The organism is Hymenobacter sp. BT559 (assembly GCF_017571525.1).
GTDB lineage: Bacteria > Bacteroidota > Bacteroidia > Cytophagales > Hymenobacteraceae > Hymenobacter > Hymenobacter ginsengisoli.
Map to the genome: position 1 here is coordinate 136,961 of NZ_JAGETY010000009.1, position 16,815 is coordinate 153,775.

The window sequence follows — 16,815 nt, forward strand, 5'->3', positions numbered from 1 at the left end:
ACTTTCCCCGTTCAGCAAGTCATCATTTTTGTACTACTTTTACTACCCTGCTTCCTTGTGCGCTTTTCTCCCACCCAATCGCACTTCGCTCTTGTTACTTTTCCACCTTTCGTTTGGCTGGCTGGCCCGCTGGGGCAGCCGCTGCTTGCCCGGCCATAGCCGGGCGGCCTGGGCGCAGCTGCTGGCAGGCTTGCTCCTGCTGCTTGGGCTGGCGCGCCCGGCCGCTGCCACCCCCGAGGATATTCTGGTAGCTAGCCCCGCCCACCCCGCCCAGTTTGTCGAAGACCGCTACTACAGCGTGTTTGAGGACCCTAGCGGCCGCCTGCCCATCAGCCAAGTGAGCAGCCCGGCGTACGCCAGCCGCTTTGCCACGCTGGCCGGTACCCCGCTGCCCCCCAATATTCAGCACCCACGCAGCATATACTGGCTGCGCTTTACAGTGCGGGCCGATGAAGGGCCGGCCAGCGACTGGTACCTGGAGCTCTACGACTCGCACATTGGGGCGGCTACCCTGTTCCGGCCGCTGGGCAATGCCATTCCCAACCAGGCCCAAGCCTACGATAGCGTGCTGACGGGGGCCAACTATCCGTTTGCTACCCGCCCGCTGCCCTACAAGAACTTCCTGTTTGACCTGCCCCTGCGCCACGGCCGGCCCGTGACGTACTATCTGCGCCTGCACTCCGACTCGCCCACCAGCTTCCGGGCCATGCTGCACAGCGGCCCCGGCCTGCTACCCGAGATGAGCCTGCAGTACTGGCTGCTGGGCGGCTTCTACGGCATATTATTCATCATGCTGGTTTACAACCTTTTCCTGTATTTCTTCTTGCAGGAAAAGTCGTATCTCTATTACGTATTCTACGTGCTGAGCGGGGCGCTGCTGTTTTTGTCGGAAGACGGGCTAGGGTTCCAATACCTGTGGCCGGGCAGCGCGGCCGTCAATCACCTCATTGCGGTGGCCGCACCGGTGCTGCTGCTGCTCACCTTTGCGCAGTACGCCCGCTCTTTTCTCGATAGCGCGGCCCGCCTGCCTCACCTCGACCGCACTATTCACTGGGTGGTGTCGCTGAGCGGGGCGCTGCTGGTACTCGATGCGGCAGTTATTCACTCGGGCTTTAGCTTCTGGCTTTACTTGCTGCCCTATGGGTTGCTGTACTACGCGGCTTGGCAGGCCTACCGGGGCGGACTGCGGGCGGCGCGCTACTTGCTGCTGGCTCAGGCGCTGGTGGCTGGCAGCCTGGGCTTTCTCATCAGCCGCAAGCTGGGCATTGAGTTTTACAACAATGCCTACACTGTCTACAGCCTCAACGTGGCCTTTGTGGTGGAGGTAGCCGTGCTCAGCTATGCCCTGGCCGACAAGATAAAGAGCCTGATGGACACCACCTTGCTGACGCAGCGCCGCCTGCTTAAGCAGCTACGCAAGCGCCATCAGGCCCAGGACCAGCTGGTGGAGCAGCTGCGCGAAAACCAGGCGCTCAAAGACCAGCTCAACACCGAGCTGGAGGCCCTCGTGGCCCAGCGTACCGACGAGCTGCGGCAGCAGAATGAAACCATCGCGGCTCAAAACCGCGAGCTGCTCGAAACCAATAGTCTGCTAGCCCTGCAGTCGGCCGCCATCGAGCAGCTCAACCACGACCTGAGCCGCGACCTGCAAGACCAGAAGGAAGCCCGGCTGCAAGCCCGCGAGTTCGACTTTGGTGAGTTCAGCCAGCTTTATCCCGATAAGGACGCCTGCCTGCGCTACCTCGCCGACCTCAAGTGGCAGCACGGCTACCGCTGCCGCAAGTGCAACCACGAAAAGAGCTGCGAGGCCCGCGAGCCGTTTGCCCGCCGCTGCACCCGGTGCCGCTACGTCGAGTCGGCTACTACGGGTACCCTGCTCCAAAAGTGCAAGTTCCCCATTGTGAAAGCGCTGTATGCGGTGTTCTTGCTTCATGCACACCGGGGCCGCTACGCCCCGGCCGAGCTGGCTAGGGTGCTGGAGCTGCGCCCAGCCACAAGTTGGGCTTTCGCCCAGAAAGTGCTCGCGGCGCTGGAACGCCGCCGCCAGGCCCCCGACTACGAGGAAGGAGAATCGTGGACGCATGTGCTGTTCGACGACACGGCCAACGCCGACATGGAAACGCTGCTCGAAACGGCCTAAGCCGAGCCGGCGCCGGAAGCAGCCGCTGGCTAAAAACTGCTGTGAAATCACAGCGACCATTTTTCTAAAAAAAATCGGTTTTTGCGCGTTGTTTTTTAGCCCGGCCTGCTTTGCACACGAAACGGGGCTTATGACTTTCAAACCTTCGCCAGCCCACTTTTCACGTGTGCCTTAGGTGTAATTGAGGGTAGTGTCAAAGTGACAAAAGGGCCATTTTGCGCTATTTTGAAGGGAATAGGCTTGTTTCTTTACAAAACACTTCTGCTACTTTTGGCTGGTAGACGCGGTTGCTAAACTTACTTTTTAGAGGCTACTCTCAGTAGTTCTTCTTCGCTACCGCAATCGTTGCCAGCTCCGCAACCGATTGCAGTCCTTTTGTGCTGAAACGTTGGCCTCCCATCGCTAGCCTGGCTAGCCGGCCTGTTTTTATTTCCTTTCCCACCCTTTTTTATTCACAGTATGAAGCGAAAGCTTTACCTAGCCCCGTCTTTTCGACATACGGCAATACTGCTGGCCTGTGGGCTGCCAGTAGCCGCGGGGGCCACTACTCCACACCTGCTTCCTACATCGGCGTTGCACGTCTTAGTCGATGTGCCGGTGACAGGCCGGGTAGTAGGGCCCGATGGCAAACCGCTACCCGGCGTAACGGTATTGGTGCGTGGCACTACCGTAGGGGGCACGACCGATGCGGATGGCCGCTTCGCACTCCGCGCCCCGGAGGGTAGCACGCTGCTGTTCAGCTTCATTGGCTACATCGGCCAGCCGGTAGTAGTGACAAGCGCCAACGCCTCGAATGTGAGCGTGACGATGCGTGAAGACACGCAGAAGCTCAATGAGGTAGTAGTAGTGGGCTATGGCACCCAGGAACGCGGCAGCGTAACGGGCGCCATCTCGTCGGTAAACGGCGCGGAGCTAGCCAAGCAGCCCGTGCCCGATGTGACGCAGGCGCTGCAAGGCAAAGTAGCCGGTGTAACGATTACCTCTAATGGCGGCACGCCTGGTGGCTCTGCCGGTAGCTCGGTGCGTGTTCGCGGGATAACCTCGGCCGGCAATAACAACCCCCTCTACGTTATTGATGGCTTTCCGATTGGCTCGTCTGACTCTGGCAACGAGCTGCAAGGCATCAGCCCCGACGATATCGAAACCATTGACATCCTGAAAGATGCATCAGCTACCGCCATTTACGGTGTGCGCGCTGCCAACGGGGTAGTATTGATTACGACCAAGCACGGCAAGGCTGGCCAATCGAATGTCAATGTTAACGCCTATAATGGTGTTCAATCGGTAGCCCGTCGCCTGAATCTGTTGAACGCGCAGGAATATGCGGTAATCAACAATGAAAGCCGCATAGCCGCTGGCAAGCCCATAGTAGTAGACCGCCTGCGCGACCCGGCATCGCTAGGTACTGGCACCGACTGGCAGGACCTGGTATTCCGCCGCGCTCGGATTCAGAACTATTCGCTAGGGGTGAATGGGGGCAGCGACAAGGCTAGCTACGCCTTGTCAGCCTCTTACTTCCAGCAAGACGGTATCATTATCGGTACCAATTTCGAGCGCTATACGCTGCGCGCCAACGGCGAAGTCAAGCTGGGCCGCCTGCTAAAGGTGGGCAACAACATTCAGCTCACGCACCTCTCTGACCGTCAAGTAACTACCAACAGCGGCGAATACGGCACTATTCAGCAGCTTATCCGCATTCCGGCCATTATCCAGCCTTACCGCTCAGATGGGTATTGGTATGAGCCTACCGGCAGCACCGATAACTTCATTGAGGAGAACCCCCTGGCCAGCGCTCAGCGCAACGACCAGCGCTACGTGCAAAACCGGATACTCACCACCTTCTACGCTGAGCTGGAGCCGCTGAAAGGCTTGCGCTTCCGCACCAACGTGGGGGCTGACCTGCTTTTCAGCACCTTCAACTCCTTCGCGCCGTCCGCCCCGCCGTTTCCCGGCGTTACGTCGCGCTATGCCACGGCAGGTGCCTCGGCTACTTCGTCGTATGTTCCCAGCTACCTGATTGAGAACACGGCAACGTACGATAAGCTCATTGCCGATAAGCACCAGGTAACCTTCCTGCTCGGTCAGTCGGCCCAGGAGTTCAACTACAGCAACGTAGAGGCTTACCGCACCGGCTACCTGCGCAACGACCTGCGGGTAATCAATGCCGGACCCATTAACACGTTGCTGGCCAACGCTGGCACTATCAACTCACCGCAGCACCTGGCCAGCTACTTCGGCCGCCTCAACTATGAGTTTGCCGGCAAGTACCTATTCTCGGCCATAGCCCGCTACGACGGCTCATCCGTATTCCCTCCCGGCGAGAAGTTCGGCTTCTTCCCTGGCGCTTCGGTAGGCTGGCGCATCTCAGAAGAGCCTTTCCTGAAAGGCAACCGCGCTATCAGCAACCTGAAGCTGCGCGCCGGCTACGGCCGGGTGGGCAACCCTCTGAATGCTGGTCGCTTTGCTTATCTGTACTCGATTAACTTCGGCATCACGTATCCGTTCGGACCTGAGCCACAGACCATCAACACAGGTGGTGCCCCCACGCGCCTGTCTAACCCCCTGCTGCGCTGGGAGAATAACAACCAGGCCAACGTTGGTATCGACCTGGGCTTCCTGGACAATCGCATTGAGGCCTCAATTGACTTCTACAACCGCAACTCGCCCAACCTGATTGCGCCGGTACCGGTATCGTACGCCTCGGGCACCTACGAGAGCGTGAACACTAACGCGGCCTCGGCTTACAACCGCGGTATCGACTTCTCGCTGACGACCCGCAACTTCATTGGCTCGAATGGCGGTTTCAGCTGGACGACCTCGGTTACGCTGTCGGCCTTCAAAACCAAGCTTGAGTCGCTAGGTGCTGGCGTGCCTTACAACGGTGGCAACACCCTAGCCGGCGACCCCATCGTGCGCTACGCCGCGGGCCAGCCCTTCGGCTCCTTCTACGGCTATGTAGCCGACGGCCTGTTCCAGACGGCTGACGAGGTAGCCAAGGCTCCCAAGCAGGAAAACGGCACGGCTCCCGGCGACATCCGCTTTAAGGACCTGAACGGCGATGGCATGATTACGGCAGCCGACAAAACGTTCATTGGCAAGCCTAACCCCAACTTCACGTTTGGCATCACCAACACGTTCAACTACAAAGGCTTCGATTTCAGCTTCTTCATCAACGGCTCGCAGGGCAACCAGATTTACAACCAGAACCGCTACCTGCTTGAGAGTGCGCTCTATGGTAGCTTCAGCGGCGGTACCATTACGCTCAACCGCTGGACCGGTCCCGGCACCAGCAACGATGTGCCCCGCGCTATCGACTCGGACCCTAACCGCAACCTGCGCGTGTCGAGCCACTTTGTGGAAGACGGCTCGTTTGTGCGCCTCAAAAACGTGACGCTGGGCTACACCCTGCCCGCCAGCCTGCTGAGCCGCATCTCATCGAAGCAGATTCGCTTCTACGTTACGGGCCAGAATCTCATCACGTTGACGCATTACACGGGCTTCGACCCGGAAGTGAGCGCCAGCGGCGTTGACCTGGGAATTTACCCGCAGTCGCGGGTGTTCACGGGCGGCGTAAATATCGGATTCTAACATTCACGCTCTCGTCTATTCCCACTCAACAATGTTTACTTTTAACTACTCACGTGGTGCATTCTTGCTAACGCTAGGCCTGCTGGCAGGCTCGGCCGGGTGCACCAGTAAATTCCTGGAAGAGTCGCCTTCGGACCAGATAACGGACGCCAACTTCTACAAAACGCAAAACGATGCTATTCAGGCCGTAACGGCCGCTTATAGCGAGCTGACCAAAGAAGGCCAGTACAACGCCGCTTTGTGGGCTATGGACATCGGGGCCGACATTTCGACCACTGGCGGTGGCGGCGGCAGCGACGGCATCGAGTACACCCAGATTGACGACTACAATACCCCGTCGACCAACTTCGTGTGCCAGCGTCTGTGGCAGGGCTCGTTCATTGCGCTGCAGCGCGCCAACATTGTGCTGCAAAAGGTGCCGCTCATCACGGGCATGGACCCCGCCATCCAGAAGCGCTGCCTGGGCGAGGCGCAGTTTATCCGGGCCAAGATGTATTTTGACCTGGTGCGGGCGTTTGGCGATGTGCCGCTGTATACTGCTCCTCCCGTTGGCCTCGACCAGGTAAACATTGCCCGCTCGCCGCAGGCCGATGTGTACAAGGTGATTGTGAGCGACCTGACTGCCGCTATCGGCAACCTGCCGGCCTCGTACAGCGGTGCCGACTTGGGCCGTGCCACCAAATGGGCCGCTCAGGGCCTGCTGGCGAAGGTCTACCTGACTATGGGCGACAAGGCCAACGCCGTTACGCAGGCGCAAGCCGTTATCGATGGCTCGGGCAAGACGATGTGGGCCAAATATGGCGATAACTTCGTAGTAGCCAACGAGAACAACAACGCCAAGGAATCGCTGTTTGAGGTGCAGTTTACCAACGGCCGCAACCAGTACGACCGCAACAACGTGGGCTCGTCGATGAACCAGTTTTTCGCGCCGCGCCGCGGCGGCCTCGTGCCGGCTGGCGATGGCTACGGCTTCAACGTGCCCGAGCCCGACTTCGTGGCCGGCTACGAGCCCGGCGATACCCGCAAGGCCGTGAGCGTGTGGGTACCCGGCGATGTATCGCCCAACGGCAGCATTCAGCCCAAGAGTCTGCCCGGCTCGCCCTTCGGCTTCGACTGCAAGAAGTGGTTTGTGGGTATGGTAAACACCAACATCTGGGACTCGCCCCAGAACGTGCCCGTGCTGCGTCTGGCCGAGATGTACCTGATTGTAGCCGAAGGCAAAGGCGCTACCCCCGACGGCTTCGAAGCCCTGAACAAGGTGCGCCGCCGCGCTTTCGGGGCCGCCGACTATAACACGCCCGACGCTGTGCACGACCTCAACGCCTCGAACCTGAGCATGGTCGGCGTAAACAACTTCCAAGATGCGGTAATCCGGGAGCGGAAGTACGAGCTGGCGTTCGAGTTTGACCGCTGGTTTGATATGAAGCGCACCAAAACGCTCATCTCGGGCATGACGGCTCAATCGGCCTATCTGGCCACGGTGGGCGTGAGACGCGGTATTCCGACGGAGAAGAACTACGTGCTGCCCATTCCACAATCGGAACTTGACGCCAATCCCAAACTCGTGCAAAACCCAGGCTACTAAGCCGCTTTGTTTACCTAATTCAGCTTAGCCTATCATGAAAAATACTTGGAACAAAGCTGCCTGGGCGCTGCTGGCTAGCCCCCTGGTACTGGGCGCGTGCAGCAAAAACGACAAGGGCAGCCTGCAAGGGGCTGTACCAGCCGCCAGCTTCACGACTGCTATCAACTCGTCGCAATACCCCGTTACGGTTACTTTTACCGATAACAGCACCGACGGGTTTATAAACCAGTGGGAGTTTGGCGATGGCACCACCGGCACGGGCAAAACCGTAACCCACACCTACACGCAGGCCGGCACCTACCAGGTGCGCCTTGTTGAGTCGGGCCGGGGCGGCACTGGGTCAACGCCTCAGACGGCCGTAGTGATTCCGTCGCTGTGCGGCAACGCGGGCTTCTCGGCCCTGACCAACTGCCAGAGTAACGCGGCCGGCACGCGGGTCTTCACCTACTCCAACGATGCGGGCGCCGTGAAGCGCCTCGATGCCAGCAACAACGTTATTTCTTCCTCGGCGGCCAACTCGCTCACCTCGTGCCAGGCCGACGACCAGTTTACGTTCAGCGGCACCTCGGCCAGCTATACGTATGAAGCCAACGGCGGCACGTATACCGGCGGGGCGTGCGGGGCGTCGCAGTCGGGCAATGGCTCGTATACGTACAAGCCCGGGGGCGGGGCCGCCGGGCTGGGCCAGATTATTCTTAGCAAGGCTGGCACCTTCATCGGCGAGCCCGTGGCAGTGAATAACCTGACCTACGACATCATCGAGGCCAGCAGCACGGTGCTGCGCCTGCGCGGCACCCTAGCCGACGGTACCAAAACCGAAGTAACCCTGGTGCCCTTCGATGCCGTGACCCGCGTGAAGCAGCTGCTGACTGGCGGCACCCAGAAGACCTGGATGCTGGACAACGTATCGGCAGCGCCTATTCTGGTAGGCACCGAGAGTAAGCCAGACCAGTACTACGCCGGCAACACGGCCGGGGGGCAGCTGCCCGCCTGCCAGGCCGATGACGAGTTTACGTTCTCAGCCGCTAACGTGTACACCTATGATGCCAAGGCCGAAACATTCGTAGCAGGCAGCCCGGGCTCGTGCCAGGCGCCCCGCTCCGGCTCGACGCCGTTTACCCTCACGGCGGCCGATGGGGCGGGCCTCGCCCAGTTCGTACTTAGCACGCCGGGCACGTTCATCGGGGTTACGGATGCTCCGGACCTGACGTATCGCATTCTTTCCATCAGCGACAAGGCAATGCTGCTGCGCGCCGGCACTGGCAAGAATGGCGGCACGGTATTCACCATAAAGCTGGTAGCTAAGTAGATTATTTTTTCAATAAACCGTGTTGCCAAAGGCCCGGTGAGTTGTTCACCGGGCCTTTTTTCTTACTCCTATGGTATTGCTATCCACCCCATTCCCGTTGCGTATGGCCGGCACAAGCCTGGCGCTGGCGCTGGTGCTGCTAGGCCCCTCCTGCACCGAAAATAAGACGCCCAACATTCCGGCGCCCGTGGCCCCACCCACCGTGACCAACGCCGACGCCAAGGACTATGCCGACTACACCGAGCTGGTGTGGAGCGACGATTTTAACGGTGCCGGGGCGCTTGATGCCTCTAAGTGGACCTACGATACCGGCGGCGGGGGCTGGGGCAACCGGGAGCTGGAAACCTATACCACCTCGACCAACAACGTCTTTCAAAACGGCGGCAACCTCATCATTCAGGCGATGAAGGAGCCTAGCGGGAGCCCGGCCTATACCTCGGGCCGCGTGCTCACCAAGGGCAAGAAGGATTTCATGTTTGGCCGCATCGATGTGCGGGCCAAGGTGCCGCAGGGCTTGGGCATGTGGCCTGCCATCTGGATGCTGGGCAGCGACATCGACCAGAACAACTGGCCTAAGTGCGGCGAAATCGACATGATGGAGCTGCGCGGGCAGAATCCTTCCGAAATTCTGACCACCATGCACTTTGCCGATGGGTCGGGCAACCACCAGCAGGCCGGCATTCCGTCGGTAAAGCTGCCCGATGGTAGCAGCTTTGCCAACGATTTCCATACCTACTCGGCGGTGCGCAGCAAGGACCAGATTCGCTTTTACCTCGACGGCAAGCTGTACTACACCTTTACGAGTGGCACTACCGGCTCGAACCCCTACCCGTTCAACAACAACTTTTTCGTAGTGCTAAACGTGGCGGTGGGCGGCGATTTTGTAAGCAACCCCAGCCCCGCCACCATCGACGGCGCCAACACGTTTCCGCAGCAAATGCAGGTCGACTACGTGCGCTACTACCAATATAAGCAATAACGCTCGCGCGTTTTTTTGCTAAAAACGGCCCCGTGTAAACGGGGCCGTTTTTGTTTTTTGTGGCCTCGTAGTCTTACCGATGTGCACCCACTACCCGCTGGCAGCGCGGCTACGTATTCAATCCTTGGGGTTGCCTGCGCCTCTCAGCCAGTGCTTGCCTGGCGGCATCCAGCATCCTAGCACGGTGGTTCGGCGTAGGTGGCTCAGGCAGCAGCTCTTTCGCCAAGACCTCATGCCTGGTTCACGTTCCAACGCGCTATTTGAAGCCCGACCGCCTAGCCGGCCGCCCGCGCGGCCCGTGGTGTTTTTCGCCTCTCTATGACCCCGACCACCGACCTGCCCCTTGCTCCGGCCCCGGAGCCCGAAAGCTCCGCAAAGCCCGCTGATTTTCAGCTTGCCTTTCAGCATAAGGAAACGCTCATAGCCAGCTACCTGGCTGCCTTCGCGGTGGTGTACTACCGCCAGCCAGCCGAGCGCAGCCCCGCCCAGCTGCAAGCTACCCTGCGGGTCGAAAACGCTGTAGCTGCTTTTCCGCCCGCCACGGCGCTCCTTACCCTCAGCGACACCCTTACGCTGACTGAAGTGGAGGCCGAAGCGGCGGGCCAGCTGGTGATGGGGCTAGCCGGCGTGGGCGAGCAGCTCGGAGCAGCTATTACCAGGTGCCGCATCTCGTTTCCGGCGCCCGAAGCTCAAAACCCCGACCACGAGTGGTGCGTGACCCTCGACTTTGCCGCTGACCATAAAGTGGCCGTCAGCTTTGCCTGCACGGCCGGGCTGCCGGGGCCCTGGGGCTCGGCCTACTTGCCGGCACACGTGCAGCGGGTGTTCGAGCAAATCAGTCAAAACCCTACGACGCCAGTGGGCTACGTCTTCTTCCTGGCCGATGAGGAAGTGAGCCTGCTGCGCCAGTTTCGCACCGTGCCGCAGCAGGTGGCCGAGGGCGGCCCGCAGCAGCTGCACCACTTATTTGAAGACACCGCCCGCCTCTACCCCAACAACGTGGCGCTGAACTGGCTAGCCGACACGCGCACGTATCAGCAGCTCAATGAAGAGGCCGACCAGCTGGCCGCCCGCCTGCAGCGCCAGGGCGTGCGGGCCGGCGACTTCGTGGGCTTGCTCATGGCCAAGTCGGTAGAGCTGTACGTGGGGATGCTGGCGGTGCTCAAGGCCGGGGCGGCCTACGTGCCACTCGACTTGTCGTTTCCGGCCGACCGCGTCACGTTCATTCTGGGCGACTGTGGGGCGCGGGCCCTGCTCATCAACCGGCCGCTGCCCGAAGGCTTCGACGGCTGGCCGGGTCAGGTGATTGACCTGACCCTAGCAGCCCCGGCCGTACCGTCATTCTTGGAGCCGGTGGCCGGCGGGCCCGATTCCATTGCCTACGTCATTTACACGTCGGGCACCACCGGGCTGCCCAAGGGCGTGCTCATTCCGCACCGCAGTATCTGCCACCTCATTCGGGCCGAGCAGGTGCTATTTCACCCCACGCCGCAAGACCGCGTGGTGCAGGGCTTTTCTGTGGCCTTCGATGCCTCGCTCGAAGAGCTGTGGCTGGCCTGGGGCGCCGGCGGCACCCTGGTACCGGTGCCCGAAGAAACGATGAAGGCGCCCGACGCGCTGCCCGGCTTCCTGGTCGAGCAGCAGGTCACGGTATTTTCGACGGTGCCCACGCTGCTTTCGCTGCTGCCGGGCACCATCCCTACCCTACGCCTGCTCATTTTGGGCGGCGAGGTGTGTCCGCCCGAGCTGCTTACCAAGTGGGCTAGCCGGCAGTGCCGGGTGGTGAACACCTACGGCCCCACCGAGGCCACCGTAGTAGCCACCGCCGCCGACTTTGTGCCCGGCCAGCGCCTCACCATCGGCCGGCCGCTGGCTGGCTACGAAACCCTGCTGCTCGACCAGCTCGGCCAGCTCGTGCCGCTGGGCCAGGCCGGCGAGCTGTGCATTGGCGGGCCAGCCCTAGCGGCAGGCTACCTCAACCGCCCCGAGCTTAGTGCTGCCAAGTTCAATACCGTCAGCGAATTGCAGAACGGCTTTGCCGGGCGCCTCTACCGCACCGGCGATTTGGCCCGCTTTGAGGCCGAGGGCAATATTGACTTTCTGGGTCGCATCGATACGCAGGTTAAAATCCGGGGCTTCCGCGTTGAGTTGGCCGAAATAGAAAGCCTGCTGCTGCAGTGGCCCGGCATCCGCAACGCCGCCGTGGCCCTCAAGGAAGGCGCCGACGGGGTTAAAAAGCTCATTGCCTACCTCATTCTGGCCCCCGACCACCTGCTCGACGAGCGCGCCGTGCGGGCCTACCTGCGCGAGCGGCTAGCCCCCTACATGCTGCCGGCCGCGCTGGTGCCCCTCACCGCGTTTCCGCTGCTCACCAGCGGCAAGGTCGACCGCAAGGCCCTGCCCTACCCCGTGAGTGGCGACCAGCCGCCCGCCCGCGAGGTCACCCTGCCTCGTAATCCGCTCGAAGCCGCCATCTACGCCGCCTGGCAAAAACGCTTCGACACAAACGACATCAGCGTTACCGACGATTTTTTTGACATCGGGGGCAACTCGCTGCTCGCCTCGCTCATCATCTCCGAGCTGCGCCAACAGCCCGATTTCCAAGGCCTTTCGGTAAAGGAGATGTACACCCAGCGCACTATTGAGGCGCTGGCGGCATCTGTAGCGGCTGAGGCCGCCAGCACGCCCCCTAGCGCTGCGCCCGACCCAGCCCTGGCTAGCCCCCTATTGCGCGCCGGCACCCTCACCAGGCTGCTTACGGCCATTTTGCAGCTGGTGTCGATAGCCGCTTTCTACGCCGTGCCAGTATTTTTCCTGAACGTCTCGCTGCACTTCCGGCCCGTCTTTGCCGAGTGGTCGTATCCTACGCTGGTTCTTTTCGGCGCAGCCTCCGTGCTGCTGTATGTACCACTGGCCTGCTTGTTGGCAATTATAGTCAAATGGCTGATTATTGGCCGTTTTCGGGCCGGCGAATACCCCTTGTGGGGGTTCTACTACTACCGGTTCTGGGTGGTGAAGAAGATAGTGGAGGCCACGCCCGTGGCTTTGCTTTCGGCTACACCTTTTCTGGCCATCTTTTACCGCCTGCTAGGGGCAAAAATTGGCAAAAGTGTCTACTTAGGCACCACCCGCGTGCTATGCTTCGACTTGCTGACCATCGGCGACGGGGCTAGTGTGGCCCGCGAGGCCGCGCTGCTCGGCTACCGCGTGGAGCGCGACCGCCTTATCATCGGGCCCACCGCTGTAGGCCGCGATGCCTACGTGGGCCTGCGCGCCATCATGGAAGGCGGCACCAGCCTCGGCGCCGGTGCCGAGCTCGACGACCTGTCGGTGCTGCCCGCCGGCCGCCAGGTGCCCGCCCAGGAAGGCTGGCTAGGCTCGCCGGCCCGGCGCGTGCGCGAGGTGCCCGTGACGCCGCTGCGCCCGGCGGCCAGCCCCGGCGTAGGCTACCTGCTGGCCCAGCTTGGGGCCATTGCGCTTATGCTGCTGGTGCCTACGGTGGCCTCGCTGCCTATTCTGGCCTTGCTCTACGAGAGCGTACAATACTTTGGCGCTGAGCCTTCTCTGCTCTCCCTATTTCCGCTTTCGGCCCTCTACGTGCTGCTGCTGATGGCCGCGTTGGTCGCCACCAAGCGCCTCGTAGCCGGCCGCCAGGCCGATGGCACGCTCCCGCTCTACAGCCTGGCCTACGTGCGCCACTGGGTGGCCGACGCCGTGCTGGCCCAGAGCCTGCAATTGCTTAAATCGCTCTACGCCACTATCTACACGCCCTTCTGGCTGCGGCTGCTAGGGGCCAAAATTGGCTACCGGGCCGAGGTTTCGACCCTCAATCACATTTCGGCCGAGCAGCTCACCGTCGGGCCCGGCTCGTTTCTGGCCGACTCGGTGAGCGTGGGTGCGCCGCGCGTGCAGCATGGGCTGGTATCGGTGCTGCCCACGGTGGTGGGGCCGCGCACCTTCGTGGGCAATGGCGCGGTGCTGGCCGGCGGCACCGTGCTGGGCACCAATAACTTGATTGGCGCGCTCTCCTCAGCGCCTACCGATACGCCGCCCGATGGCACTTCCTGGGTGGGCTCGCCGGCATTTCTGCTGCCCAACCGGCCGGTGTCCACGGCCTTCGCCCCCGAGCTGACGTTTGACCCGCCCGCTCGCCTGGTGTGGGCGCGGCGCCTCATCGAATTAGTCAAAATCGTACTACCGTTCACTTTCACCTTCATCACCTTCGCGGTGCTGTATCACTACTCGCACTGGCACCTGCTGCACTATGCTTTCTGGAGCAGCGTGGTGGCGGGCACGGGCGCTTTCGTGGGGTTGGTTTTTGGGTTTTCCATCCTGACCGCCCTCATCAAGTGGGTGCTGATTGGCCGCTACCGGCCTTCCGAAAAGCCGCTGTGGTCATCCTTCGTGTGGCGCAATGAGCTAGTTAACTCCTTGTGTGAAAGCTACGTGTATCCTTTCTGGGAAGCAGCCTTGCTGGGCACACCCTTCGCCACCTGGTTTTTCCAGCTCATGGGCAGCCATTTCGGCCACTCGGTGTACATGGACACGACCGAAATCACCGAGTTTGACCTGGCCTGGGTGGCCGACCACGCCGTGCTTAATAATGGCTCCACCATTCAGACCCATCTGTTTGAGGACCGGGTCATGAAAATGTCCAACCTGCGCATCGGCCGCTATGCCACCGTGGGTACCTCGTGCGTGGTGCTCTACGACTCGGTTATCGGCCCCGGCGCCACGCTCAAAAGCCTGTCGCTGCTTATGAAAGGCGAGCAATTGCCGGCCAACACGCGCTGGCAGGGTATTCCCAGCTCTTTTATTGGGGGTGGGCACTGAGCCGCTAGCCCCTATAGGCAGCAACTTTTTGACAGAAGGCGCCTGGGATTTCTATTCGCCTTGCAGACTATATGGGGTCTTTTTTGCATATCTGGCAGGCCGACTTAGCTAGCCCCTCCCCTAGCTGGGAGCCCGCCGAAGCCAGCCTGGGTCCGGCCGAAATGGCCCGACAGGCCCGGCTGCACGTCCCGGCTCAGCGCCAGGCATACGGCCGGGCCCACGCCTTTATGCGGGCCGTACTATCGCTTTATACCGAGCTGCCGCCCAATGCCTTAGCTTTTGCCTTGACGTACAAAGGCAAGCCTTATCTGCTAGGCTCCGACCTGCACGTCAACCTGTCGTACCGCGGTGAGCGGGCTTTGCTGGCCATCTCGAATGCCGGCCCGGTGGGAGCCGATGTAGAGCAACTGCGGCTGCTGCCCGATACAGAGGCGCTGATAAAGGAGCTCTTTTCCGAAACCGAGCAGCTAGGGCTGCAAGTGGCCCCACCGGCCGCCTACTGGCCGTTTTTTTACACTATCTGGACGCGCAAAGAGGCCTATGCTAAAGCGCTCGGCATGGGCCTGGCAGTGCCCTTTGCCGGGTTTTCGGTGCTGGCGCCGGGGCCGGGCGGCCAGCCCTTGCTCACAGCGCCGGCCGGCGCCCAGCTCACCAGCTTTGCGGTGGGCGTGGGTCACCAGGGCGCCGTGGCCTTGCTGGCGGAGGGCAGCCCCCTCACTCCACAGCACTTCCGGTACCCCATTGATTTATAAGACATCTCAGCAGAGAAAGTAACCTGCTGACTTGCAGCAGTATGACAAGGAAACGAGTGGTTGGCAACAGACCACGGATATTTTTTAGTGTTTTCAGCGGAACAATGTACCTACATCAATTGTCTACCTACTGAATCCTTCAAACACTATCCTTCATGGCACAATCTGTTTTGCACCCGGCCGGCAGCCGGGGCCACGCCAACCACGGCTGGCTCAACTCTTACCACACGTTCAGCTTCGCTAACTACCAGGACCCTAGCCGGATGCACTTTGGCGCGTTGCGCGTTCTTAATGATGATACCGTGGCGGGCGGCATGGGCTTTGGCCGCCACCCGCACGATAACATGGAGATTATCAGCATTCCGCTCTCGGGCGACCTGGAGCACCAGGACTCGCTGGGCAATAAGGCGGTGATTCGGCAAAACGACGTGCAGGTGATGAGCGCCGGCACGGGGGTAGCGCACAGTGAAAAAAACCACAGCGCTACCGAGGCCGTTAAGTTCTTGCAAATCTGGGTGTTTCCCAACAAGCGCGGGGCGGCCCCACGTTACGCGCAGCAAAGTTTTCCGCCGGCCGAGCGCCACAACCGCCTGCTGCAAGTGGTGTCGCCCAACGCGGCCGAAGGCGACGTATGGATAAACCAGGATGCCTGGTTTCACCTTGGTAAGTTCGACCAGGGCTTTAGCACGGAGTATCAGCTCAAAAAGGCTGGCAACGGTGTGTATGCCTTCGTGCTGGAAGGTGATGTGACCATCAATGGCCAGGCGCTGCATCGCCGCGACGGCTTCGGCCTCTGGGAAGTTGATAAGCTTGACATCAAAGCCGATAGCGCCGCCGAGCTGCTGCTGATGGAAGTTCCGATGCAGTTTTAAGCTACCCTACTGGTTATCTCCAAACAACCTAGACACCCATGAAAACCCGCCTCACCCGCGCCACCGAGCGCGGCCTCAAAGACATTGGCTGGCTGCAAAGCAATTTTTCGCTCAGCTTCGGCCCCTATGCCGACCCCGAGCGTAGCGGTTTCGGGCTGCTGCGCGTATTCAACGACGACTTTGTGCAGCCGGGCGGCGGCTTTGGCATTCATGGCCACGCCAACATGGAAATCATTTCGGTGATGCTGGCTGGCAGCATGAACCACAAAGACACACTAGGGTACACTGAGGTAGTGCACCAGGACTGGGTGCAGATAATGAGCGCGGGCAGCGGCCTGCGCCACGAGGAGCACAACGTGGGCGAGGATACCGTCAATTTTCTGCAAATCTGGATTGAGCCCAAGCTCCAGAATATCGGCCCGCGCTACCAGCGCCGCAGCTTTCCGGAAGCCAAGCGCGAAAACCAGCTCACGACCATCGTTAGCAACGAGGAAGGCCAGGCGCACTGCTGGATAAACCAGAACGCCAAGCTCTCGCTAGGGTACTACACCGAGGCGCAGACGGTTGAGTATCAGTTTAAGCCGCTCAACAAGCTGCTGTTCTTGTTTGTTATGAGCGGGGCCGTGACGGTAGACGGCCAGTCCGTGGCCGAGCGCGAGAGCCTGGGCATCTGGGACACTGACCGCATCAGCATTGCAAGCACGCCAGGCACGCGTTTTCTGCTGATTGAGGCACCGATAAATCACTAATTTATAAC

General features: G+C 60.8%; 9 protein-coding genes. All 9 read left to right on the forward strand.

Translation table 11 applies throughout. From position 1 onward, the window contains the following. Positions 1-91: 91 nt before the first annotated feature. Entirely contained in the window at positions 92-2,140 is a 2,049-nt protein-coding gene (locus J4D99_RS13760) for a 7TM diverse intracellular signaling domain-containing protein (RefSeq protein ID WP_208132300.1), read from the forward strand. 459 nt (positions 2,141-2,599) lie between these two features. Next, a complete protein-coding gene (locus J4D99_RS13765) occupies positions 2,600-5,728 on the forward strand; it encodes a SusC/RagA family TonB-linked outer membrane protein (RefSeq protein ID WP_208132301.1) in 3,129 nt (1,042 codons plus the stop codon). A 31-nt stretch (positions 5,729-5,759) separates the two neighbouring features. Then, on the forward strand, positions 5,760-7,313 hold the full coding sequence (locus J4D99_RS13770; RefSeq protein ID WP_208132302.1) for a RagB/SusD family nutrient uptake outer membrane protein: 1,554 nt from the start codon (positions 5,760-5,762) through the stop codon (positions 7,311-7,313). A gap of 34 nt (positions 7,314-7,347) precedes the next feature. Further along, the gene (locus tag J4D99_RS13775) at positions 7,348-8,622 is read left to right on the forward strand and encodes a PKD domain-containing protein (protein ID WP_208132303.1); all 1,275 of its coding nucleotides are present in this window, start codon (positions 7,348-7,350) and stop codon (positions 8,620-8,622) included. Positions 8,623-8,692: 70 nt separating this feature from the next. Then, positions 8,693-9,601, forward strand: coding sequence for a glycoside hydrolase family 16 protein (locus tag J4D99_RS13780; RefSeq protein ID WP_208132304.1), 909 nt, complete (start codon positions 8,693-8,695; stop codon positions 9,599-9,601). A 318-nt stretch (positions 9,602-9,919) separates the two neighbouring features. Further along, a complete protein-coding gene (locus J4D99_RS13785; RefSeq protein WP_208132305.1) occupies positions 9,920-14,434 on the forward strand; it encodes a Pls/PosA family non-ribosomal peptide synthetase in 4,515 nt (1,504 codons plus the stop codon). A gap of 71 nt (positions 14,435-14,505) precedes the next feature. After that, positions 14,506-15,186, forward strand: coding sequence for a 4'-phosphopantetheinyl transferase family protein (locus J4D99_RS13790; protein ID WP_208132306.1), 681 nt, complete (start codon positions 14,506-14,508; stop codon positions 15,184-15,186). Between the two features lie 155 nt (positions 15,187-15,341). Further along, positions 15,342-16,058: a pirin family protein gene (locus J4D99_RS13795; protein WP_208132307.1), complete on the forward strand. Its 717-nt coding sequence runs from the start codon at positions 15,342-15,344 to the stop codon at positions 16,056-16,058. Positions 16,059-16,096: 38 nt separating this feature from the next. After that, positions 16,097-16,807 (forward strand): pirin family protein, encoded by a 711-nt coding sequence (locus J4D99_RS13800; protein ID WP_208132308.1) that lies wholly within the window; start codon positions 16,097-16,099, stop codon positions 16,805-16,807. Positions 16,808-16,815: the final 8 nt, after the last annotated feature.